Annotated in this window: 10 protein-coding genes and 1 pseudogene; 3 read left to right on the top strand and 8 right to left on the bottom strand. The window is 74.5% G+C overall.

The window, feature by feature from the left end:
• Positions 1-35 precede the first annotated feature (35 nt).
• Positions 36-557: a MarR family transcriptional regulator gene (locus AB0O11_RS32630; protein WP_363394268.1), complete on the bottom strand. Its 522-nt coding sequence runs from the start codon at positions 555-557 to the stop codon at positions 36-38.
• An 80-nt stretch (positions 558-637) separates the two neighbouring features.
• On the opposite strand from AB0O11_RS32630, the gene AB0O11_RS32625 reads away from it, so the two are divergent.
• Positions 638-1,942, top strand: coding sequence for an MFS transporter (locus AB0O11_RS32625; protein WP_363394266.1), 1,305 nt, complete (start codon positions 638-640; stop codon positions 1,940-1,942).
• Positions 1,943-1,957: 15 nt separating this feature from the next.
• Here AB0O11_RS32625 and AB0O11_RS32620 read toward each other — a convergent pair.
• A pseudogene (locus tag AB0O11_RS32620) lies at positions 1,958-2,843 on the bottom strand (alkaline phosphatase family protein).
• 338 nt (positions 2,844-3,181) lie between these two features.
• Between AB0O11_RS32620 and AB0O11_RS32615 the strand changes: the two are divergent.
• On the top strand, positions 3,182-4,453 hold the full coding sequence (locus tag AB0O11_RS32615; protein ID WP_363394264.1) for a serine hydrolase domain-containing protein: 1,272 nt from the start codon (positions 3,182-3,184) through the stop codon (positions 4,451-4,453).
• 28 nt (positions 4,454-4,481) lie between these two features.
• On the opposite strand, the gene AB0O11_RS32610 is transcribed toward AB0O11_RS32615, so the two are convergent.
• Positions 4,482-6,833 carry a tetratricopeptide repeat protein gene (locus AB0O11_RS32610; RefSeq protein ID WP_363394262.1) on the bottom strand — a complete coding sequence of 784 codons (2,352 nt, stop codon included), beginning with the start codon at positions 6,831-6,833 and terminating at the stop codon, positions 4,482-4,484.
• A gap of 224 nt (positions 6,834-7,057) precedes the next feature.
• Positions 7,058-9,814: a BTAD domain-containing putative transcriptional regulator gene (locus tag AB0O11_RS32605; protein ID WP_363394260.1), complete on the bottom strand. Its 2,757-nt coding sequence runs from the start codon at positions 9,812-9,814 to the stop codon at positions 7,058-7,060.
• Between the two features lie 284 nt (positions 9,815-10,098).
• Here AB0O11_RS32605 and AB0O11_RS32600 point away from each other — a divergent pair, with 284 nt between their 5' ends.
• Positions 10,099-12,939, top strand: a complete 2,841-nt coding sequence (locus AB0O11_RS32600) for an AfsR/SARP family transcriptional regulator (protein ID WP_363394258.1) — start codon at positions 10,099-10,101, stop codon at positions 12,937-12,939.
• On the opposite strand, the gene AB0O11_RS32595 is transcribed toward AB0O11_RS32600, so the two are convergent.
• The 4 genes from AB0O11_RS32595 to AB0O11_RS32580 form a co-directional block, all read right to left on the bottom strand.
• Positions 12,929-13,546 (bottom strand): sigma-70 family RNA polymerase sigma factor, encoded by a 618-nt coding sequence (locus AB0O11_RS32595; protein WP_363394256.1) that lies wholly within the window; start codon positions 13,544-13,546, stop codon positions 12,929-12,931. The two genes, AB0O11_RS32600 and AB0O11_RS32595, sit on opposite strands and share 11 nt — an antisense overlap.
• 176 nt (positions 13,547-13,722) lie before the next feature.
• Positions 13,723-14,445 (bottom strand): rhomboid-like protein, encoded by a 723-nt coding sequence (locus AB0O11_RS32590; RefSeq protein WP_363394253.1) that lies wholly within the window; start codon positions 14,443-14,445, stop codon positions 13,723-13,725.
• 174 nt (positions 14,446-14,619) lie between these two features.
• On the bottom strand, positions 14,620-15,048 hold the full coding sequence (locus AB0O11_RS32585) for a hypothetical protein (RefSeq protein WP_363394250.1): 429 nt from the start codon (positions 15,046-15,048) through the stop codon (positions 14,620-14,622).
• Between the two features lie 150 nt (positions 15,049-15,198).
• Positions 15,199-21,993: a protein-glutamine glutaminase family protein gene (locus AB0O11_RS32580; protein WP_363394247.1), complete on the bottom strand. Its 6,795-nt coding sequence runs from the start codon at positions 21,991-21,993 to the stop codon at positions 15,199-15,201.
• Between the last annotated feature and the right edge of the window lie 31 nt (positions 21,994-22,024).

Raw genomic sequence — 22,024 nt, 5'->3', positions numbered from 1 at the left:
ACCACGGGTCGACCCAGGCGGCCGGAGGCGGAGTCCTACCCCTCGCCCTCCTGAGCCAGCATCACCTTCCGCAGCAGGTCCGCCAGGGCGCGCCGCTCCTCCTCGGACAGCACGCCCAGCAGCCGCAGCTCCTCCCGGCCCACCACGTCCAGGGCCTCGCGCCAGGCGGCCCGCCCGGCCTCGGTCAGCACGATGTCGACCTTCCGGCGGTCCTCGGTGGACGGCGTGCGCAGGACGAAGCCGCGCCGCTCCAGGGTCTCCAGTCGGCCGGTGACCGAGGCCGGAGCGAGGTTGAGGTCGGCCCGGAGGTCGGAGGGGGCGGCGTGGCCGCCGCGGCCGGCGAGCACGTGCAGGGTGTCGAACTCGTGCTTGTGCAGGCCGTAGTCGGCGACGCCCTGTTCGCGGACCCGGCCCAGGTGGCGGGTGAGCCGCGACATCCGGGTCACGGAGGCCTCGATGTCCGGGTCGAGGCCGGGCAGCACCGGTTGCCAGCGGTCCACGTGGCCGTCCGTCCAGTCACGGGGCGGGGTGTCCTGCTGGTGGTGGTGCTCGGCCATGGGAGGAGTCTACAAACCCTGAAGCAACGGCACCAAAATATTCGTTGCCAAAATTTCGACACCGAAATAAGGTGCGGCGCGTGACACGACACCCCCTGAGCCTGAGCGGCTTCCGCCTGCTCTTCATCGGCCGGACGATCTCCACCCTCGGCGACGCCGTCGTCCCCGCCGCACTCGCCATCGCCATCACCCGGGCCACCGGCTCCTCCGCCGCGCTCGCCCTGGTGCTGGGCTGCGCGATGGTGCCGAAGCTGCTCCTGCTGCCCTTCGGCGGGGTGGCCGGGGACCGCTTCGACCCGCGCCTGGTCGCCCTCACCACCGACCTGGTCCGGGCCGTCGCCCAGCTGCTCGTCGGCCTGGAGCTGCTCGGCGGGCGTCCGAGCCTGACGCACATCGCCCTCGCCTCGGCCGTTGGTGGCGTCGCCTCCGCCTTCGCCATGCCCACCACCTCGCCGCTGGTCGCGGCCACCGTCCGGGGTGAGCTGCGGCTGCGGGCCAACGCCCTGCTCGGCACCGCGACCGGCGCCGCGCGCCTCGGCGGCCCGGCGCTGGCCGGGCTGCTGGTGTACACGGCGGGGCCCGGCTGGGCGTTCGTGCTGGACGGCGCCTCCTTCGTGCTGAGCGCCGCGCTGCTCACCCGGCTCACCGTCGACCGCGCCGAGAGCGCTCAGAGCGCTGGGAGCGCCACCGCCGAACCGCGCTCGCTGCTCCGGGACCTCGCCGAGGGCTGGAGCGAGGTGCGCTCCCGGGACTGGTACTGGACCAGCCTGATCGCCCACGGCGTGTGGAACGGCGCGAGCGCCGTGCTGCTCACCCTCGGCCCGCTGATCGCCACCACCCGCCTCGGCGGCGACGGCGCCTGGGTGGCGCTCACCCAGGCCGGGGCGGTGGGTCTGCTGGTCGGCTCACTGATCGCCGGACGCGTCCGCCCCCGCCGCCCGGTGCTGGCCGGCAACCTCGCGCTCGCGCTGTTCGGGCTGCCGCTGCTCGCACTGGCCGTCCCCGCCCCGGTGCCCCTCGCGGTGGCCGCGCAGGCGGTGGCGATGGCCGGGCTGGGCTTCCTGAACCCGCTGTGGCAGACGGTGGTGCAGCAGGACGTCCCGGCCGGGGCCCTGGCCCGGGTCACCTCGTACGACTGGCTGCTCTCGCTGGGCGCGGCCCCGCTCGGGTACGCCCTGGCGCCGCTCGCCGCCGGCGCCTGGGGCAGCCGGGTGCCGCTGCTGGCGGCCGCGGCGCTGGTGACGCTGGTCTGCGCGGGCACGGCGGCGGTGCCCGGGGTGCGCAGGCACGGCGTGCGGCCCGCGGCCGCGACCGGGACCACCTCCGACACCGCGCCCGAACCGATGGCGGAACGGCCACCGGCTCAGGCTCGGGTCAAGCCCTGATCACCGCGACGTGACTCAGTTCCAGATGCCGGTGATGTCGGCGGCGGAGGCCGCGTTGCCCGCGTGGCCGGTGGCGCCGGCCAGGTCCTCCAGGGTGCGCAGCACGTTGTAGTGGTTGTAGGTGGCGGAGCTGCTGCTGCCGGGCGTCACGTGGGCGCCGTAGATCACGGTCGGGATCCGGTTGCCGGACAGCTTGTTGTCCTCGTCGAAGGTGACGACCAGCAGGCTGTTGTGGGTCTGGGCCCAGGCCGCGTACCCGCCGAGGTTGTTCTTGATCCAGGTGTCACCGGTGCCGACCGAGCAGTCGTGCATGTCGCTGCAGAGGTTCGGCACCACGAAGGAGACGTTCGGCAGGGTGCTGTAGTCGGTCGGGAACTGGGCGAAGGTCTTCGCGGAGCTGAGCGGGACGTTGCCGAAGCCGAACCACGGGTTGTGCTTCTGGGCGTAGCTGCCGCTGCTGCACACGGTGCTGCCCTGGCTGGGCAGCGACTCGTTGTAGCTGGCCCAGGTCTTGCCGGCGGCGATGACCTCGGAGGCGAGGTTGGCGGCCTGGAAGCCGCCGACCGTCACACAGCTGTCGTCGACGGTGCCCTGGGTGGAGCCGGAGAACAGCGCGTAGTAGTTCGGCTCGCTCGGGTGGGTGATGCCGAAGGACTGGGTGAGGTTGGCGCCGCCCGCCTTCAGGGTGTTGTTGATGTACGGGGCGCTGCTGCTGCCGATGACCTGGGTGTAGGCGTGGTTTCTCCATCACCACGACGACGATGTGGTCGGGCGTGGGCAGCACGGCGGCCTGGGCGCTGGTGGCGGTGGCCGCCCAGAGGCCGGCGGAGGCGGCGACCAGGGCGACGGCGGAACCGATCGCGGTCGCGGTGCGGCGGGAGCGGGGGTTCAGGGGCTTCATGGACGAAGTCATGACAATTCCTCGGATGGGAGACGGCCCGGCGAGCCGGGCCCGGGACGGGAGGTGCCTCCGTGGTCGGCGAGGGGAGCACCGGAGCGCGCCGGAGTGCGCGAAAGCGCCCGAACAGCATGGGGCTCGTCCGTTGACGCGGGTAGACGACGGCAGGTGAAACCTTGGCCCCGGAGCGGGAAACGAACGGTGCGGCCGCCGAACTCGCCACCGACAACGGGAAATGCGGGCGAAGCAGTTCACATTGCCATCAACCGCCCGGGCCGGTGATAGTGATCTCCGAACGGCGCGGTCGGACACCGCGTCAGCTGACGAGAGAACCGAGGAACATGGCGAAGACCAGCCTTCTGCGTCCGCTCGCGGTGGCCGCCGCCGGCGCTGTCCTGGTGGCGACCGGTGCCCTGCCCGCCGCGGCGGCCGGCCAGGACACCACCGACGCGCCCGCCCCCGACCTCGCCGGTGTGCGCGCCGCCCTCCAGGCCACCACGACGGCAGGCGCCCCGGGCGCCTTCGCGGTGATCCGCGACCACGGCGGCACCGACCGGACCCGCTCGGTGAGCGTCGGCCTGGCCGACCTGGACGGGACCCCGATGAACTCCTCGTGGAGGTTCCGGGTCGGCAGCAACAGCAAGATGTTCGCCGCCGTTCTCGTGATGCAGCTGGCGCAGGAGGGCCGGATCGACCTCGACCGGCCGCTGCGCGAGTACCTGCCCGAGGGCACCCTGCCGGAGGCCTGGACCATGACGGGCCGCCAGGTGATGGAGCACCGGGCCGGCATCTACGACCACACCAACGACCTGCTGGAACAGGCCGGTGAGGAGACCACCAGCGCGTTCGAGGCGCGCATCCGCACCAAGGTCTACGACCCGCGCGAGCTGGTGGCGATGTCGGTCGGGCACGGCGTGCAGTACACCCCCGGCAGCCGCTACTCCTACTCCAACACCGACTACGTGCTGCTGGGCCTGGCGGTCGAACACCTCACCGGCCGGCCGTACCCGGAGGTGCTGGACGAGCGGATCATCCGGCCCCTCGGCCTGCGCAGGACCTCCTTCGTGGTGCCCGACCAGGAGATCCGCGGCGCCCACGTCACCGGCTACCTCACCAACGACGACCGCAGCAAGCCGCTGCTGGACTCCACCGAGCAGACCGGCTCCTGGGTGTGGACCGCCGGAGCCGTCATCTCCACCGCCGAGGACCTCGACCGCTTCCTCGGCGCGCTGATGGCCGGCAGCAACGGCGGGCTCGTCTCGGACGCCTCGCTCCAGCAGATGACCGCCGCCCTGCCCACCCCCACCGCGAAGATCTCCTACGGCCTGGGCCTGCGCCGCATCTCGCTCTCCTGCGGGGACGTGTACGGCCACGGCGGCATCGTGCAGGGCTTCAACAGCCAGTCCTTCACCACCCCGGACGGGCGGCGCAGCGTGGTGGTCTTCGCCAACGCCTCCAACAACGGCTCGGTGACGCAGGGGCTGATGAACACCCTGGAGCCGGCCTTCTGCGGGAAGCAGCCGGCCGCCGCGCCGCGCACCTCGTTCTCCGTCCAGGACGCCCGGGGCCAGGACGCCCGGGAGCTGCCGGTCGTGGAGGACACCCGGATCTGACCCGTCTGCCGCCGCGGCCGGGTCTCCGCTACGGCGCGATCCGGCCGTGCTGACGGCCGTGCCGGCCGCCGTCCGCGCTCAGGTCGGTGAGGGCCTCGGTGAGGATCTCCCGGGCCTCGTCCGCGCGGCCCTGCTCGATCAGCGCGGTGCCGAGCTCGGTCAGCGTCTTGGTCATGCTGTCCGGGCGCCCGATCGCATCGAAGTGGGCGAGCGCCTGCCGGTAGGCCTTCTCTGCGGCCGGCCAGCGCTTCAACGCGGCGCGGTCCTGACCGAGTTCGTGCGCGGTCATCGCCGCCATCAGGTGCATCAGCGGTGAGGACCAGCGCTCCACCAGCTCCAGCGCGCCCGCCAGCGCCCGGCGGCGGGACTCCACCGCCTCCTCGGCCCGGCCGAGGTTGCGCAGACAGGTCGCGGCGCCGCGCAGGGTCACCAGCCGGCCGATCAGCGCCGATCGGCTGTCGACGGCTCCGAAGGCCTCCGCCGCCCGCTGGTAGCTCTCGCTCGCCTCGCGGTGCCGCTGCAACTGCCGCAGGCCGGAGCCGAGGTAGGTGAGCGCCCAGCCCTGCTGCAGGTCGTCGCCCAGGGCCCGGGCCAGCTCCAGGCCCTCCCCGGCCAGTTCGATGCCGCGCTGGTAGCGGTGCAGACAGGTGACGTACGTCCAGGCCAGGTAGTTCACGTGCACCGCCTCGGCCTGCCGGTCGCCGGCCGCCCGGGCGGAGTCCACCGAGAGCCGGAACACCTCGCCCCAGATGTCCCAGCTCAGCAGCCGGTCGGAGAACCAGTGCATGGCCTCGGCGGTGTCGATCACCTCCCGGTGGCGGCCCGCCCGCTGTGCCTCGTACAGCGCCGCCAGCCACTCCGGGTACTCGTCCTCCAGCCAGCGGGCCGCCTCGGTGAGCGGCACCGGCGGCGGGCCGGAGGGGTCCGCGGGGTCATCGTCCGCGGTGTGGTCCGGGTCGAAGCGCAGCCCGTACTCCGCCGCCTGGGCCAGCAGCCGGCGGCCGGCCCGGCTCCGGGCGTCGGCGACCTCCTCGGGCGTCTCGTCGACGGCGAGCCGCTCGCCGGCGTAGAGCCGCACCAGGTCGTGCAGGCGGTAGCGCTCCGCGGTGTCGGGCTGCACCAGCCCGGCGTCGACGAGCTGCTCCAGGACGAGTTCGGTGCGCGCCGGGGACAGGCCCGCGTAGGCGGCCAGCACGGCGGCCGTGAAGTCCGGCCCGGCGGTCAACGCGCAGCGGCGCAGCACCAGTCGGGACTCGACGGGCAGCTTGCGGTAGGACAGCTCGAAGGCCGGACGCACCGCCAGGTCACCGGTCTCCAGCAGGTCCAGTCGGTTCTCCTCGGCGCCGAGCTGGCGCGCCAGCTGGGCCACCGGCTGCTGCGGGCGGGCCACCAGCCGCTGCCCGGCGATCCGCAGCGCGAGCGGCAGGTAGCCGCAGAGCCGGGCCAGTTCGTCGGTGGCGTCGGGCGCGGCGGCGATCCGCTCGGGCCCGGCGATCCGGGCCAGCAGGCCGGACGCCTCGGCCGGGGAGAGCACGCCCAGCCGCTGCCGGTGCACCGACTCCAGGCCAGGCAGGGCGTTGCGGCTGGTCACGATGGTCAGGGCCGGTCCGGAGCCGGGCAGCAGCGGGCGCACCTGGCTCTCGTCGGCGGCGTTGTCCAGCACCAGGACGAGCCGGCGCTCCCGTACCAGCGCGCGGTAGAGGCCGGCTCGCTCCTCCGTCCCGGCGGGTACGGCGGCGTCGGCGACGCCGAGGGCGCGCAGCACCTGGCCGAGGGCCTCCCGGGCGGAGAGCGGGGTGGGGGCCATCCCGGCGAGGTCGAGGGAGAGCTGGCCGTCCGGGAAGCGCGGGGCGAGGCGGTGGGCGGCGTGCAGGGCGAAGGCGGACTTGCCGAGGCCGGGCGGGCCACTGACCAGCACAACCCGGGGGTGGGTGGGCCGTTCCTCCGCGGCGAGCGCGGCGAGGGTGGCCAGGGCCTCCTCGCGGGCGGTGAAGTCGGCGATGTCGCGCGGGAGGGCGAGGGCGCCGGGAGCGAGCGGGGCCGCCGGGGCCGGGGCGGTTTCCGGGGCGGTTTGCGGGGCGGTTTGCGGGGCGACGACGGTCGGCTGTGCGGGCACCTGGCGCGGGCTGCGGGGGCGGCCGGACTGTGCAGCCCGTTCGAGGACGGCCGCCCCGGCACCGTCCAGCCACAGGGCGGCGGCCAGGGCCTGCACGGTGCGCCGCTGCGGTCCTCGGGTGCGGCCGCGCTCCATGTCCCCGAGGGCGCGCAGACTGACCCCGGCGGTGGCGGCGAGCTCCTCCTGGGTCAGGCCGGCCGCCACCCGGTACCCGGTCAGCAGGCGGCTGAACTCGCCGGTTCCGCTGCTGCTCGCGACCGTCATCTTCCCGCCCACCCCTGTCCTTCGGCCCGCTGCGTCCGCACTTCTGCCGGGCGTGGTGCCGGGCAGTTCCCCACAGGCAGAAGTATGCCCTGGCGGAAGTGGGGCGCGTACCGCCCTGCCGCCTGCGGCGATGCCCGTACCGGCGGCCCCGGGCGGGTGGTTCCGGGTGGCGGAACCGCCGATAGTTCTGCCTGTGGCGGGCGGTGCCGAAGGCAGTTGTACCGTCAGAACTCCCCCTTCACCAGCGCCTGTTCCTGCCGTCGGGCCTCCGCGCTCTCGGCGCTGCGGCCGAGTTCGGAGAGCAGGTCGGCGAGCAGCCCGTGGGAGCGCGCCTCCACGGCGGCGTCGCCGACGGTGCGGCCGAGGGCGACGGCGAGCTGTGCGGTGGACAGCGCGGCGTCCCGGCGGCCGAGGGCGTGCAGGGCGCGGGCCCGGCTGTGGGTGGCGAGCACGGCCTCGACGGCGACGGACGCGGTACGGGCGGGCCCGGTGCCCACGGCCCCGGTACGGGCCGTGGCGGTACGGGCCGTGGCGGTACGGGCCGTGGCGGTGCGGACCGCCTCGTCGGCGTGGGCCAGCGCCCGCTCCGGGGCGCCCGCGAGCACCAGCGCGTCGGCGAGGTCGGTGAGCGATCGGACCAGCAGGTGCTCGGCAGCCGGGGTGCGGGCAGCCGCCACCAGGTCGGTGAGGACCGGCAGCGCCCGGTCGTACCGCCCGGCCCGCGTCAGCGCGGCGGCCACCCGGCTCCGACTGTGGTGGGACAGCTCCGCGTCGCCGGCCCGGGCGGCGGCCGCCACAGCCCGGTCCAGGTGCTCGACGGCGGTGCGGTGCGCCGCGCGGTCCACGTGCAGGACGGCGAGGTCGGTGCAGAGCCGGGCGACCGCCGCCTCGTCCCGGCCGGCCTGCGCGGCGCGCAGCCCGGCCTCGGCAACAGCCCGCCAGTGGCCCCGGTCGTGGCCGGTGGCCTCGTACAACAGGCCGATCCGGTGGGCGAGCTGCCAGGCGTCCTCGGTGCGCCCGTACTGCTCGGCGCAGACCACGACGGCACGCAGGGCGCTCTCCTCCCGGCGGAACCAGGCCGCCGCCCGGGTGCCGCCGCCGGGCGCCGGGCTCCCGGCCGTCCAGCGCGCGGTGATCTCCAGGTAGTGGGCGATCAGCCGGTCGAGGGCTTCGAAGCGCTCCTCGCAGCCGAGTTCGGCGGCCCGCCCGACGGCGTAGCGGCGCACCAGCTCGCGCCGGGCGTAGCGGCCGGGGCTGGTCTCCTCCAGCAGGTGGACGGCGTCGAGCCCGGTCAGCAGGGCGCGGGTGGCAGCGGGCGGGAGGGCGGCGAGCGCGGCGGCGGTGTCGGTGTCGATGACGGCGCCGGGGTGCAGGCCGAGCAGGGTGAACAGCCGGGCGGCGGCGGGCGGGAGCGTCCGGTAGGTGCGGTCCAGCGCGGCGCCGAGGCCGACCGGGCCGCGCCCGGCGCCGCGGTCAGCGGGGTCGGCGCAGCGGTGGCCGCCGTTGTCGGCGCCCGCCAGGGCGGTCAGTCCGGTCTGCTCGTCGGCGAGTTCGGCGGCGAGGTCGCCCAGGGACCAGTCCGGGCGGGTGGCCAGCCGGGCGGCGGCCAGGCGCAGGGCGAGCGGCAGGCGGTCGCAGCGCTCGGCGAGTTCGGCGGCCGCCTCCGGGTCGGCGGCCGGGCGCTGCGGGCCGAGGGTGCGGGCGAGCAGGGCGAGGGCGTCCTCGGCGGCGAGCGGGCCGATCGGGAGCGGGACGGCGTCCTCGTGGACCAGCACGCCCCGCAGACGGCTGCGGCTGGTGACGACGGCGACCGGGCCGGTCCCGTCCGACGGGCGGCCGGGCAGCAGCGGGGCGAGTTGCCGGTGGTCGGCGGCGTCGTCCAGCACGATCAGCATCCGGCGCCCGGCGAGGAGTTCGCGGTAGCGGGCGGCCCGCTCCTCGGAGTCGGCGGGGACGGTGTCCGGCGCGGCGCCGAGGGCGGTGAGGAACTCACCCAGGACGTCGGCGGGTCGGCGCGGCCCGCCGGGGTCGAGGCCGCGCAGGTCGGCGTGCAGGACGCCGTCCGGGAAGTGCTCGGCGCACTGCCGGGCCGCCCAGTGCTGGACGAGGCTGGTCTTGCCCACCCCGGCCGCGCCGGTGACCAGGATCGGGCGACCGGCCCGGGCGGGGCCCAGGGCCGCGTCCAGCCGGGCGAGTTCGGCGGTGCGGCCGACGAAGACGAAGCGGCGGTCGGGCGCGGTCTGGCGGGCCAGCCGCTCCCCGGCCCGGCGCAGCTCCGGCCCCGGCGGGCCGGACAGCCGCGCCACCGTACGCTCGTACCGTTCCCGGGCCTCGGTGCCGCGCCCGGCCTGCTCCAGGCACTGCACCAGCCGGGCGGCCAGCGGCTGCCGGGTCGGGTGGGCGTCGGCCGCCTCGGCCAGTTCGGGGGCCAGCTCGCCGCCGCGGCCGGCCCGCAGCAGCCCCTCCGCCAGCCGGTCCAGGGCGCGCAGCCGCAGGTCGGTCAGATACGGGAGGGTGCGCTCGCGCAGGAGGTCGGAGCCGCAGTCGGTGAGCGCCGGGCCGCGCCACAGGTCGAGGGCCGTGCGCAGCAGCGACACCGCCGGATCGTCCGGCTCCACCCCCGCCCAGGCGACGGATTCGGGCAGCAGCACCCCCGACCGGCCGCAGAGCCGGCCGAAGCGGACCACGTCGACCCGCTCGACGTCCCCCGCCAGCAGGTACCCGCCCCCTCGGGTGTCCAGCACCAGCCGGGGGTCGTCCAACTGCCGCCGCAGCGCGGCCACATGACCCTGGAGGGCGGCCCTCGCGGTCGGCGGCGCGGCGCCGTCCCAGACCAGCTCGATCAGTTCCCCGGTGCCCACCGTCTGGTTCAGCCGTACGGCCAGCGCGCTCAGCAGGGCGCGCCGCTTCGGCGCCGAGGGAGTGATCACCGTCCCGTCCGCCCGCCGCACCACCATCGGCCCGAGCAGCTCGATGTCCATGCTCCGCCTCTCCCCCGGCCCGCCCGCGGCGGGGTGTCCTGCGCCCCGAGAATAGGCGCGACCTGGTGTTTCACATCAGCCCGTGCCGGGCTCGCCGGTCCGACGACGGCGGGCCGGCCGATCGCCCCGCCCTCCGGAACCGGCGCCCGGCCCCGCCGCGTCCCCTCCCGCGGGGGGTCGGACGGGCCGTGGCCGCACGGTGACGGACCGGACGGGTGTTCGCATTACACTGCTCCACCCCTGGGCCGCCCTCGGGTTCCGGGTGTGGCGATACGGAGGTACTGGTGCGGATTCGGCTCCTCGGGCCGGTGGAGTTGCGGGCTGCTCAAGCCGGCTTCGCCACGCTGGCGGGGGCGCAGCGGCGGGCGGTCCTGGCGCTGCTGGCGCTGCGGCTGGGGCATGTCGTCAGCGTGGACGGCTTCGGCGAGCTGCTGTGGGGCGACCGGCCGCCGGCCAGCGCGCGCTCGGCCGTGCAGGGGCACGTGGCCGCGCTCCGCAAGGTGCTCGCCGACACACCGTTCGAGCTGCACACCCGGGCCTCGGGCTATCTGCTGACCGGGCCCGCCGAGGAGGTCGACGCGCTGCGCTTCGAGGCGCTGGCCGCCCGGGCCGAGGAGCACGCCGGGCGGGGGGACGACACGGAGGCGATCGCGCTGCTGGAGGAGGCACTGCGACTGTGGCGCGGCGAGGCCCTGGCCGATCTTCCCGACACCCCGGTCCACGCCACCGCGGTGGACCAGCTGAAGCGGTCCTACACCGCCGCCGTGCTCTGCTGGGCCGAGCTGCGGCTGCGCGGGGGCTCCGGGGCGGCGGCCGTCGCAGCCCTGGAGCAGAACATCCGCCGGGACGGGCTGTGCGAGGAGCCGGTGGCGCTGCTGATGCGCTGTCTGCACCAGGCCGGGCGGCCCGCCGACGCCCTGGGCGCCTACCACCAGGCGCGGCTGCGGCTGGACCGGGAGCTGGGCATCCGCCCCGGGCCGGTGCTCCAGGCGGCGCTCGCCGAGGTGTTGGCGGACGATCCGGCGGGCTCCCCGACGGAGGAGCCGCCCGCCGCTCCCCCGGCCGCCGAAGCGGATCTCCCGGCCCCGCAGCAACTCCCTCGACAGGCCGTCGAGTTGATCGGCCGGGACGCCGAACTGCAGTGGCTCGACCGCGCCTGTGCCCCGGGCCGGGCCACCGACGGGCCGGCCCTGGTGGTCGGCCCGGCCGGGGTCGGCAAGAGCGCCCTGGTCGCCGCCTGGGCGCACCGGGCCGCCGCCCGCTTCCCGGACGGCCGGCTGTACGCGGACCTGCGCGGCCTCGACCCGGCCGGACCGGCCCGCCCCGAGGTCGTCCTCGGCCGCTTCCTGCGCGCACTCGGCGTCCCGGAGACCGCTGTCCCCGCCGACCGGGCCGGACGGGCCGCGCTCTACCGCGAACGCACCCGGGGCCGGCGCCTGCTGGTGGTCCTGGACGACGCCGCCGGCGCCGGGCAGCTCGCCGACCTGCTGCCCGAGGGGCCGGGCTGCGCCGCCGTGGTCACCGGGCGCGGTTCGCTGGAGGAGTTGGTCGCCACCGACGCCGCCGCCCTGCTGCGCCTGGCCCCGCTGCCCGAGGACGACGCCCGGCGCCTGCTGGAGCACCTGCTCACCCCCGAGCGCGTCCGTGCCGAGCCACAGGACGTGATCGAACTCGCCGGTCTCTGCGAGAACCTGCCACTCGCCCTGCGGATCGCCGCCGCCCGGCTGGCCGCCCACCCGGACTGGACGGTCTCCGAGCTCGTCGCCGAACTCGCCGACGAGAGCCTCCGACTGACCTGCCTGGACGCCGACGGCGCCACCGGCATCAGCCCGCAGCTCAGGCTGACGCACCGCCGGATCTCCGCCGAAGCCGCCCATCTTCTCACCCTCCTCGCCGTCCACCCGGGCCGCGAGGTGGACACCCTCGCCGCCGCCGCCCTGCTCGGCACCGACCTCGCCGCCGCCCACCGGGCGCTCGGCGAGCTGGCCGCCCACCACCTGCTCACCGGCACCGCCCCCGGCCGCTACCACCGCACCGACCTGGTCCGCCTGTTCGGCGCCGACCTGCTCGCGGCCGAACCCGAGCCGTACCGCCGCCATGCCCGCGAGCGCCTGCTGGACTACTACCAGGCCGCGCTCCAGCACTGCGGCGGCTACCTCGACCCCGGCCAGGAGGACGCCGCCGGACAGGAGGACTCCGCCACCCGCCCGCCGTACGCCGTGCCGGCCGCCGCCGACATCCGTACCGCGCTCGACTGGTTCGAGGCCGAGGAGCCCGCGATCCGCGCGCTGGTGGGCGACGCCGCCACCGACCCCGACCGCGCCTGGCGGCTCGCCCTGACCGCCGGGTCGCTCTACTACGGCGCCAGCCGCTTCACCGACTGGCTGGAGCGCGCGGACACCGGACTGGCGGCGGCCGAGCGCTGCGGTGACCCGGCCGCAGTGGCCTTCCTGCACAACTGCCGAGCCCAGGCCCTGGTCGCGCTCGAACGCTGGGCGGAGTCGGCCGAGGCGGCCCGCCGGGCGGTGGCCGCCACCGAGTCGGCGCACGGGCCGGCCGCCGTCTCGGCCCGGATCCGGGCACTCGCGACCCTGGCCCTGGTCACCGCGATGCTCGGCGACGCCGCCGAGGCCGGACGGCTGGCGGCCTCGGCGACCGCCCTGGCCGTCGAGTCCGGCGACCGCAGGCGCCTGGTCGACGCGCTGGTCCACCAGGGCTGGGTGGGCCTGGCGACCGGCGACCCGGAGGGCGCGCAGCGCCGGTCGCGGGAGGCCAGGGAGCTGCTTCCGGCCAGTCCGGTCACCCAGGTCCACCTGTGGTCGTTGCTGACCGAGGCGCAGGCCCTGGCGCCGACCGTCCGGGACGACGCCGCCGACCTCGCGTGGCACCGGCTGCTCGCCGCATGTGAGGAGGCGGGCCTGCTCTACCTGCACTCGGTCACCGAACAGTCCTACGCCGCCCACCTGGTGACCAGGGGCCGCGAACCGGAGGTCCGGGCCCGGCTGCGCTCGGCCCTCGACCGCTTCCGCCGCCACGACCGCCGGGCCGGCTACACCAGCTCCTTCACCACCGGCCTGGAGGCCTCGCTGGACCTTCGCACCGCTGGGCCCGGGCTCACCGGCTGACCGGCGCGTACCCGTGCTCGGCCGCCAGCACCGGCCGCAGGGCCCGGACGGCGTAGAAGTTCCGGGACTTGACCGTCCCCGGCGGCAGCCCCAGCCGCGCCGAGGCCTCCAGCACCGACCGGTCCTTCAGATGCAGTTCCACCAGCACCTCCCGGTGGTGCTTCTGCACCCGCCGCAGCGCCATGGCGATGTCCCGGGCGGCCACCACCTGCTCGTACGGGTCGTCGGCGAGCGGCCGGTCCTCCACCGTTTCGCCGATCGCCTCGGGAGCGCGGGAGGCGGCCATCCGGTGGTGGTCGATGGCGATCCGCCGGGCGACCGTGAAGAGCCAGGCGCGGCTGTGCTCGGGGCCCTTCGACAGTGCCCCCGGGTGCTGCCAGGCGCGCAGCAGGGTCTCCTGGAGAATGTCCTCGGCCTTCCCCCGGTCGCCCCTGGTGGATCGCATCAGCGCGCGCAGCAGGTAACCGCCGTGCAGCCGGCTGATCTCGGCGAGCGTCTCGGGATCAAGGGTCTGACGGGCCTCGGCGGTGGCACCCCCCGGGGCGGCCGACGGGCCGTCGGAACTCTGGGCGACGGGCGCGGGCTTGGCGGCGGACGGCTTGGACACACGGGTCCTCTCGATCGGGGGACAGGTCGCCGCCGCGGGCCGGTGCGGTCGTACGCCCGCCGCGCCCTGCGGCTGGTAGAGCACACTGCCCCGCCCCGCCAAGGACCAGCCAATGATTCGCCAACGCCCGCCGGCGCCTCCTGCCGGTGCCCGACCGAAACACGCCGGAGAGGGCGTCAGCCTCTGCCGGTGACACGCCTCCGGTCGAGGCCCAGGAGTCGCGCCGCCATGCACCCCAGGGCGACGGCGCTCAGGTGCCCGATGGTGGTGAAGTCGGGCAGCAGCCCGTACCACTCGGCCGTGGACAGCACGTATCCGACGCCCGACAGCAGCCACAGCGGCCTGAGCAGTCCGGGCAGCCGACCGGTGACGGCGGCCATCGCGGCGACCGCCGCGTAGCTGATCCCGAAGTCGAAGCCGAAGGCCTCCGCCGGGTCGTAGCGCCCGCTCACGATCCCGCACATGACGACGGGCGCGGTCACCAGGGTCGCCCCGAAGTGGCCGATCGCCAGCGCCGCGAGGGCCCGCCCGGTGCCGTGCGTCCGCTCGATCCAGCCGAGGCACCCGGCGATCCCCACACCGAGCGTCAGCACGCCCGGCACGCTCAGCAGGGGCGTGGCCGGGAACAGGGCGCTCCCCAGGAGCGAGCGGACGGGGTGGTGCTGGAGGTTGTCGAGGTTGGTACTGACGGCGTGGAAGACCCGCTCCGCCTGATCCAGCGGCAGCAGCCGGAACGTCACCCAGTAGGTGGTCAGCAGCACGCACAGATAGGTGACGGTGGCCGGGCTGCGCCGCCAGGTCGGTAACAGGGAGGCCAGCCGGCGCGCCGCCCGCAGCTCCCACCGGGCGGGCTCCAGGGGCAGCGGGAGGGGTGCGTCCGGGCGTGTCCGCGGGGTCACCCGGCCCACCCGCGGCAGCTGTGTGTGGTTGTTGATCTCGCTCTCCGAACATCGTGGTCGTCATCGGTCCACTCGGATCACGCAGGAGGGAGCCGACGGGTTCAACGCAACCGGAGTCCTGGCGGACGCAGCTGCCGCCGGCCGAACGGTGGCGCCTGATCCTGGCGGCCCGGCTCAGCTACGGCAGGAGCGCGACCAGCCCGTGCGAGGACTACGCCGAGGACAGCCGGCTCCTGGCCGAGCTGATCGACGAACCCGGCACCGGCGGCGGCCAGGCCCCTTCTCTCCGGTGGCTTCCAGCGCCATCCACGTGCTCAGGGACTTCTCGTTGACGCCGAGTCTCTTCGCGGCCACATCCCGGCTCGACTTGGGGTCGAGGCCCTCCAGCAGTCGGGCGGCGCGGGCGAAGACCGGGTGCGCGACCTCGGGGTGGTCGATCCTGCCGTGGCCGGCCGTCGTGGGGGTGTAGGGGGTGTTGGCCTGGAGGTGAGCGAGCAGGGTGCTGGTCTCCTGGTGGTGGTCGATCCAGTCCCGGACGAGCCGCTCGGCCTCCACCTCGGTCCACGGGTTCCGGCTGGGGGCGTGCGCCACCGGGTCCCGCACCGACTTGTCCCCTGCGCCGAGGCGTTTGGTGATTCCCCTCTCCGAGGTGCCGGTATCAGCCGGCTGGCATGCCGCCGCGGGGGTGTGTCCAGCCACCGTCTCACGGTGGTGCATGGGCCGGTCGTCGGGGTCTGGTTATGGGGTGGGTGTTTAGGCTGCGGCTGCGTGTCGGAGTGTGTTGAGGGTGTGGGGTCGGTGGTTGTCGCGGAGGTCGTTCACTTCGTTGAGGATGGTGGTGATGTCGAGGAGGTCCTGGATGTCGGTGCCGGTGGGGTGGGGGGTGTTGAGGACGAGTCTGGTGAGGTTGCGCAGGTTGGTGGTGAGGGTGCGGGGGGTGGAGTTCGTGGGGTTCGTGGGGTTGGTGAGGAGGGGGGTGAGGGTGTGGAGGGCGCGGAGGTTGTCGGGGGTGATGCGGCAGGTGGTGTCGAGGAGGTCGTTCACTTCGTTGAGGGTGGTGGTGATGTCGCGGAGGTCGTTCACTTCGTTGAGGGTGGTGGTGATGTCGAGGAGGTCCTGGATGTCGGTGCCGGTGGGGTGGGGGGTGTTGAGGACGAGTTTGGTGAGGTTGCGCAGGTTGGTGGTGAGGGTGTGGGGGGTCGGGTTGGTGGGGTTGGTGGGGTTGGTGAGGAGGGGGGTGAGGGTGTGGAGGGCGCGGAGGTTGTCGGGGGTGATGCGGCGGGTGGTGTTGAGGAGGGTGTGGGCGAGGGTGTGGAGGTGGTTGTCGGTGATGGGGATGGTGGTGGTGAGGTGGTGGCGGAGGGGTGCGAGGGGGTCGCGGGGGTCGGGGTGGGTGGTGAGGCCCGTGGCGGCTTCGGTGAGGCGGGTGGTGAGGCGGTGGGCGAAGCGTGTGGCGGCGGGCCCGGGTGTGTTGGACGGCGGCGGCGGGGTGTGCGTGTCGGGGGTGGGCCGGCCGCCCGCGGCGGGTGCGGGTGCGGGGGTGGCCTGAGGGGGTTGGGCCGCGTGGCGGGCGGGTTGAGGGGTTCGGGCGGTTCGGGTGGTGGTGGGCCGGCGGGTTGCGGTGGGGGTGTCGGGGCGGGTGGTTCGGGTGTTGGTTGTGGTGGGGGTGTCGGGGGTGGTGGGGAGGGTGATGGTGGGTAGGCGGAGGGCCCGGGGGGTACCGGTGCCGGTGGTCGTGCCGTTGGCGGGTGGGGTGCCCATTCGGCGGGGTGTGCGGGGGGCCGGTGTCGTGGTGACGGGCTGACGGCTTGTGGCCGGTGTCGTGGCGGGGTTGCGGGGCGGGGGTGGGGTGTTCGGGGCTGCGGGTGTGGCGGGTGTGGGGGGTTCGTGGCGCAGGTCGCCGCGCTGGTAGTGGAGGACGGTGCGGGTCACGGCTTCAATAACCTTGTCGGGCAGAGGTCGTCCGCTGGGGGTCCGGGCGGCATGGATGCTCAGCAGGCGCGCCTCCGGGCCCGGCAGCGGCAGAGGGCCGGCCGGATCGTAGGTGCGCAGATCGACGTTCGACACGTGCCGGCGCAGGTAGACGGCGATCTTCTGCCGGTAGGCGCGGATGACCGCCGGCGACGCGAACACGTGCGCGCCGGCAGCGGAGTGGTCGGCGCCCGTCACCGAGTCGAGCACCCTCTGCGCCAACTCCAGCTGACCGGCCGACAACCCGGCCGCGCTGTCCCGCAGGAACTCCCGGGCCTGCTCCCGCAGATGACCGGGCCACGGATCCGTCGACACCCGCTGCGCCGGGATGCCAGCGGTGGCGGGAGTGTCAGGGGTGGCGGGTCCGGCCGGGGCGGGTGTGGTGCGGGTGCCGGGGGTGGATGGCGGCGAGGTGTCGGGGTCCGTCCGGGTGGGTGGGGCCGTCGGTGTGTCGGTGGCGCTCAGGGTGAGGCGGGCGACGGAACGGACGGCGGCCGTGACGGACGGCTCGGGCCCTGCCACACCACCCCCGTCGAAATCCCCGTCGAACCGCTCCCCGGTGGGTTGCGCTTCTGTGTGGTCGTGTGTGGTGCGGGTCGTGGTGGGCGGGGAGTCGACGTCCATGCTCATCCGCCTTCCCGTGCCGGGCAGGTGACGGGTGTTCTCCGCGTCGAGTCTGCGTTTCAGTTCCCGCCACAGTGCGGGGAAGTCGTCCTCCAGGTCCTCGACGAACGCCAGCTTGTAGAGGTGGACGGCGCGGAGTCCGTCCTCGGTGTCGGCGGAGCGGGGGGAGCCGGTCGCGGCCAGCGTGTCGAGCTCGCGTTCGATGTAGTCCTTGAACAACTCCTGCTCGCCGTTCCACCAGCGTTTCCGCACCGAGCGGGTGGAGTCCAGGGCCTGGTCGAGGACGGCGTGGTGGTCGGGCGTGAACTCGATCAGGGTGGGGCCGGTGAGGGGTGGTGTGTCGGAGCGGGTGGGGTCGATGGTCTCGGGGGTGCTGTGGGCGGCGGGTGCCTCGACTCCTGTCACGGCTCCGGCCGCGGGAGACGGGGAATCCACCTTCATGTCCATCCGCTGCCCCTCGCCGGTGGGCATGTCATGGATGGCCTCGACGCCACTGCCATGGGTCAGGTGCTGCCACAACAGGGGAACATCGTTCTGCAGCTCCGCTTTGAACGCCCGGAAGCGGAGGTAGGCGTAGCGGCGCAGGGCCTCGGTGTCGGTTGGCCGGGATGTTGGGCTTTCGGCCAGTTTTTCAAACGTTTCCCGGATGACGTCTCTGAATGTCGGGCCGATCGCGTTCCAGCAGGATTCCAGCGTGGCGGGGCTGGCGGTACGGGCCGCTTCGAGGACGGCCTGGTGGGTGGGGGTGAGGACGGTCGGGGTGGGGTCGGTGGGGGGTGGTGTGTCGGAGCGGGTGGGGTCGATGACGGTGCGGGACGCATCCGCTTTTGGCGCCGCCGTCCCGTTGTCACCGCGCGCGACGCTGACCGCACCGGACGCCGAGCCCGAGCCCGAGTCCGGGTCCGGGTCCGGGTCCGGGTCGGTCGACGGGGCGGGGTCCGCTGACGCACCGTGGGTGCCATCCACGCCACCCTTGCGGTTCAGCTCCTGCCACAGCAGGGGGAGAGCGTCCTCCACACACTCTTTCATCGCTTCGCGGCGCAGGAACGCGTAGCGGTGAAGGGCTTCGGCGTCGGCCGGTGTGCGTACCTGGTTGCCGGTCAGCTCGGTGAAGCGGTTCCGGGCGATGCGCATCAGTTCCGGTGTGCGCCTGTTCCACGAGGCTTCGAGTTCGGCGGGGGTGATCGTGCGGGTCTTGTCGAGGATGGCCTTGTGGGCATCGGTGAGGGTGATAGGGGTGGGTTCGGGGTTGTCAGTGCGGGGTTGGAGGCTGCCGTCGGTGGTGGTGTGGCGGGCGGGGGTGTCGGGTGTGGTGGTGAGGCGTTCGTAGCCGGCGGGGACTGCGTTGGCGCGGTTGCGCAGGTGGCCGTACTCGGGGGTGAAGGAGGTGGAGCCGGGGGCGGGGAGGTAGATGTCGGGGTTGTCGAGTTCGGTGGCGAGGTCGAGGAGGTAGCGGTGGGCGGTGGCCCGGTATGCGGTCGGGTAGGTCGCTTGCCAGAGCAGGTCCTGGCCGTGGTAGCCGCGTTTGTAGAGGGTCTGGGCGACCAGTCCGGGGCCGACCTGGTACGGGGTGCCGGTGCGGTCGGCGGTGTTGGGGGGCCCGAACGGCGAGAACGAACGGGGGAAGACGGTGAACAGGCCGGGTTTGGGTGCGAGTGCGGGCGGGTTGGCGTCGGTGCCGGTGAGGCTGATGACGATGCCGTCGGTGGGGTGGGGGTGGCCGGGGGCGGCGGTGAAGGGGTGGGCGTGGGTGTCGAGGGCCTTTTGGAGGCCGAGGACGGGGTGGTCGGGGGTGGCGGGGTGGAGTTGGCCCTGGTGGCTGATGAAGTGCGTGTCGCCGCCGGGGCGGGTGGAGATGCGTACCCATTCTCCCCAGTAGAGGTCGGTGCCCTCGGCGGTGAAGTCCTTCTCACGCGCCTGGGCGCCGGTGTGTTTCGCCGTGCTGAGGGTGAGGCCGGGGGCGAGGGCGCCGACGGTGTGGATGTCCACGCCGTCGGGGTGGGGGTGGTCGTGGTCGAGGGCGTGGGCGGCGTGGCGCAGGTAGGCGGTGTAGGCAGGGTGGTCGTAGCCGTCGACGGCGTCGGGGTGGAGGGCGGCGAAGACCACGCGCAGGGCCTGGCCGCGTTGCCAGCCGGCGGCCCGGGCGAGGGCGCTGAAGTCCTCCTGGGTGAGGGGGCCGGTGCTGCTGTGGGGGGTGCCGTCGCCGCCGAGGTAGGGGACGAGGACGGTGCGCAGGTTCTCGTGGACGGGCAGGTCGTCCAGGACGGGCTTCCACAGGGCGGCGGTGGCCGCATCGACGGCCGCCGCACCACCGGCGAAGACGAACGGTTCCGGGTGCGGTGCGCCACCGTGCGGCGTCGAGGTCGGGGGTGGGCCGGATGGCAGGCCGGGGATGGGGCCGCGGTCGATGCGGCGGAGTGTTGTCACGGGTGGTTCGGTGGGGGCGGTGAGGCGATGGCGCAGGGTGAGGGAGACCAGGTCGTCGTTGCGGATGCGTGAGCCGAACGGGCTGGTGTCGAGGTGCCGCCGGAGCTGGTCGGCGGTGGTGTCCGGGTGCTGGAGCATGGCGCGGACCTCGCGCAGCGCGACCCAGTAGCGGGCCTCGGCAGCGTAGCCGCTGAGCACGCGCTTCACCGCCAGCTTCCACCGCTCTTCGGGGTATCGGAGGGAAGACGGTTCCTCCCAGGAGGGCACCTTGTGGGCGAGCCGGATGTTGGACATGTGGTTGCGGCCGGTGGTGAAGACCATGGGGAGGTCGTCAGGATAGCCGTAGCGGGTGAGCGGACGATTCGGGTCGGGCAGGGTGTTGTACTTCGAAAGTATGGTGTCGCGCCAGCGGGGTGCGGCATCGCGCAGGTAGGCGTGGGGGTCCTCGAGGAATTCGTGCGGGGTGGTCTCGAAGCCGGCGATGCGGGCGTGGGAGTGGACGCCCATCTTTGCCAGCCAGGCTCGCAGCGGCATGGCCTCGTGGCCGAGGGAGGGGTCGATGACCGTCTCGATGTGGCCGCCCGCGCCGTCGTCGACGAGCACTACCGCCGCCACGTGGAACCACCAGGCCACCTTCGTCGGCGCCCCTGGCATCGCCGCCTTCGCGGTCTCCGACTCCACGACCAGACCACCGCCGTCGGGCACGTCCCGGACGGCGAACACCTTCCGCGAGTACACCCCCGCCTCACCGAGCATCTTCGCCACCACATGAGCCCGGCCGTAGCAGCCGTCGGGGTAGCCGAACGGGACCGGCAGCACCTCCCCGGAGTCTGCGGTGAAGGTGAGGCGGGCGGCCTGCTCGTGCCAGTGCTGCGCCTCGGCGGGGGTGAGGACCATCGCCTCCAGGCCGGGTTCGTGGCCGAGAAGGTACGCGAAGTATGCGGCGTGTTCGTCGAAGGCGCGTCGCAGGTCGCCCTGGAGGCTGCGGGAATACTGGTCGGAGTAGCCGTCCTCGAGGTCGAACACCTCCGGTACCCGGCGCCGCAGGCCGCGCAGGAGGGTGTTCAGCCGTCGTGCGTCCTTGCCCCGGATGGCACCGCGTACGGCCATGACCCGCTCCGGCGGCTGGAGGTCGCGGGCCTCGGCCGGGCCGGGGCGCAGGGTCTCCCGGGCCAGGGCGTGGCTCCCGGAATCGAGTCTGCCGTCCTGGCGGGCACGGGTGAGTTCGGCGGTGACCGATCGGCCACCGGTGTGTTTGCGGAACTGTGCGCTGATCGCGGGGAGCTGTTCGGGGTCCGTGGCGAGGTGGTGGAGCAGCACGAGGACCTCGACGCCGTTCACGTTCGGCCGGGACAGGGTCCGGTGCAGGTCGTTCACCCGCCGGACGGTCACCGGATCCGCCGGCACGCTCTCCACGCGGGCACCGCTCCCCACGCCCGCACTCTCGACACCCGTGCTTTCGATGCGCGGGCTCTCGTCGTGGGACGGGCCGGGCCGGGCCGGGCCGGGAGCTGCGGGGTGTTCCCGCTCGGTCGCCTCGGCGGAGCCGGATGTGGATCCGGCGGCCGGACGTTTGCCCGTCCGCGAGCTCGGCCCAGCCTCTCTGTCCCCGGCCGGGAACCCGGAGGATGCGGCCGTTTGCCGGGCCTTCGAGGGCCCGGCGGCGGTGTCCGTACGGGTACGCCGCGGCGGACGGACGGCCTCCGTCCTGCCGTCCCGCGACCCGCCTGCCGCGCCCCCGGCGACGGCTGTGGTGACAGCCCGTGGTGTCGCGGCGGGTCGCCGGGGGGCGGATCCCCCGCCGCGACCGTGGCCGGGAACGGACGCGGTGCTCCGTCCGCCGTTTGTGGTGCGGGCGCCCCCGGCCGCGCCCTCGGCTGCGGCTGTCGTGGTGGCGGGGCGGGAGGAGCCCTCGCCGTTGGTGTGGTCGGCGGTGGGTGCGGTGCCTCGGAGGGTTCCCTTGGGCCGGGTGCCGGCGGGTAGGCCGGGGCGGAGTCGGTCGGCGGCGGTGGCCTGGAGGGAGGCGGCGTGGCGGGCCGTTTCCCGGTTTGTGTCGTCCAGGCGGGGTGTGTTGCCGAGCCGGGCCGCACCACCCAGGTGGTGGTGGGTGGTGGGGTCGGGGTTGTGGGGGTGGGTGGTGTGGTGTGCGGCGTAGGCGGCTCGTAGGTGGGTGGTGGTGGGGGGTTCGTGGGTGAGTGCGAGGGGGGTGGGGGTGTCCTCGTGGGGGTCGACGAGGGGGTCGACGAGGGTGTGCAGGTCCCGGCGGTAGGTTTCGGGCAGGGTCCGCCACCAGACGTGCAGCCTTTCGGCGTCGATGGCCTGGACGTGTTGGACGCGCGGGTCGGCCTGTGCCTTCGCGACCGCCGCGGGCCAGTTCGGCTCGTGACTGCGCCAGTCCGTACGCGCGTACACCGTCCCGCCACGACGGGTGTGGCCGGCCGGCAGCACCGGAGCGGGATCGACGTGCCCGGCCGCGGCCGTGGTGTCGGCCGCGTGGCCGGGCCCCGATGCAGGTGTGTCCGTCACCGCGTGGTGCCCCGTCACGGTGTCCGCCCGT

Origin of the sequence: Kitasatospora sp. NPDC093102 (genome assembly GCF_040683915.1) — a bacterium.
Classification (GTDB): Bacteria; Actinomycetota; Actinomycetes; order Streptomycetales; family Streptomycetaceae; genus Kitasatospora.
Note: the sequence above shows the minus strand (reverse complement) of the source record. Positions and strands in the feature narration are given on the sequence as shown.

Coding starts and splice junctions, on each gene's coding strand:
- AB0O11_RS32630 (WP_363394268.1), bottom strand. CDS start 557: ATGGCCGAGCACCACCACCAGCAGGACACCCCGCCCCGTGACTGGACG.
- AB0O11_RS32615 (WP_363394264.1), top strand. CDS start 3,182: ATGGCGAAGACCAGCCTTCTGCGTCCGCTCGCGGTGGCCGCCGCCGGC.
- AB0O11_RS32610 (WP_363394262.1), bottom strand. CDS start 6,833: ATGACGGTCGCGAGCAGCAGCGGAACCGGCGAGTTCAGCCGCCTGCTG.
- AB0O11_RS32605 (WP_363394260.1), bottom strand. CDS start 9,814: ATGGACATCGAGCTGCTCGGGCCGATGGTGGTGCGGCGGGCGGACGGG.